The sequence below is a fragment of the Rubripirellula obstinata genome (assembly GCF_001642955.1).
GTDB lineage: Bacteria > Planctomycetota > Planctomycetia > Pirellulales > Pirellulaceae > Rubripirellula > Rubripirellula obstinata.
This window is the reverse complement of record NZ_LWSK01000298.1, coordinates 1-1,166: the sequence shown is the minus strand read 5'-3', so window position 1 is coordinate 1,166 and position 1,166 is coordinate 1. Positions and strand designations below refer to the sequence as shown.

The following is a 1,166-nucleotide window of genomic DNA, read 5'->3' as shown; positions in this document are numbered from 1 at the left end:
GCGGGAAGCCATTTTCATTCTTGTGATACGTCCCTGGAATCGCGTCCGAGTAGATGTACGCAGCAAGTCCAAGTGCAGAGAGTGTCACGAGTATGAAAAGCGACTTGAGGGTGAATCGCACGGACTTGAGAGAACTCATGTGAAGGCGTAAAGCGAGTCAGTCGGCGAACGTTAGTGTTAACCAGGTTGCCGCCCAAGATGAACCATTTCAGCAACGTCAGATCGGCAACTCTGGTTCAACACATTGTTCTGCAGCCTTGGATCGAAGCGTCTGGAAGGCGGCCAATCCGATTGACGCTGCCCACCATTGTAGCCAAGCGAAATAGGACGCAGCAAGCATTGACCGCGCACCTGCGGCGTAAACTTTTGCGGCACGAATCTTACGGACGGACACGAATGGTCCCGCAATGGATCGCGCATCGCTCCGAGCAACCATTGGCTGCAGCAAATCCGGTTGCCGAAGTGATGGACGGTTTGCGGACCATGGACTTGGCGAGGTGTGGACAACTCGACCGCGCAACTCGCGACATCGAAGCCAAAAATTGTTCGCTAGCGAATGGTCTTGAAGGTCCGTGAAGTGAACACGAGTTCAACCACGAGCGAACGTCGGCAACAAGGCAAACGACGCTGACGGACTGAGAGACAGACCGCACCGTTCAACCAATTGTCGCTGACCAAGCAAGTTGCCAGTAGCTCAACGCCGTCCGTCTGCAGAACGGTAGGGTTCAGCGGGGCCGCGCGAACGACTCACCACTTCAAACACGTCAACTCGCGGCCTCCGTTGCAACCCATGGTTACCCCATCCGCATCCGTCGCCGGCGCGCCAAACGATAGGACACCCAAAAGCCAGCTTGGGGGAATAAGTGACGCAGATCTCTCCACGAGAGTCCAGTTAGTTTACCATGCCTCTCGAGAACGCGCACCACTGGATCGTCCGCAATTGTCAGCAGGTATTCATAGTCATGAAGTGCAGTCGTGTAGGTGCCAGGCAGGTGTGAGATATGTCGTTGACGCTCGGACGTACCGTAATGCTGTTCGACCAGGGAAAGTTCGAAGTGAAGGGCGAAGCCCTCTTCCAGTCCGCTCGCGTTGCCAAAAGCACCGTCGGTTAGGTGTAGATGCACCGATTCGTGTGCGACATTGGAAACAAGTGTCGATTCGCATGA

Annotated in this window: 1 protein-coding gene; it reads right to left on the bottom strand. The window is 55.1% G+C overall.

The features are described from left to right. Nucleotides 1-794: 794 nt before the first annotated feature. Nucleotides 795-1,166: hypothetical protein (locus RC85_RS28825; protein WP_238383252.1), on the bottom strand; the 372-nt coding region annotated here is incomplete at its 5' end.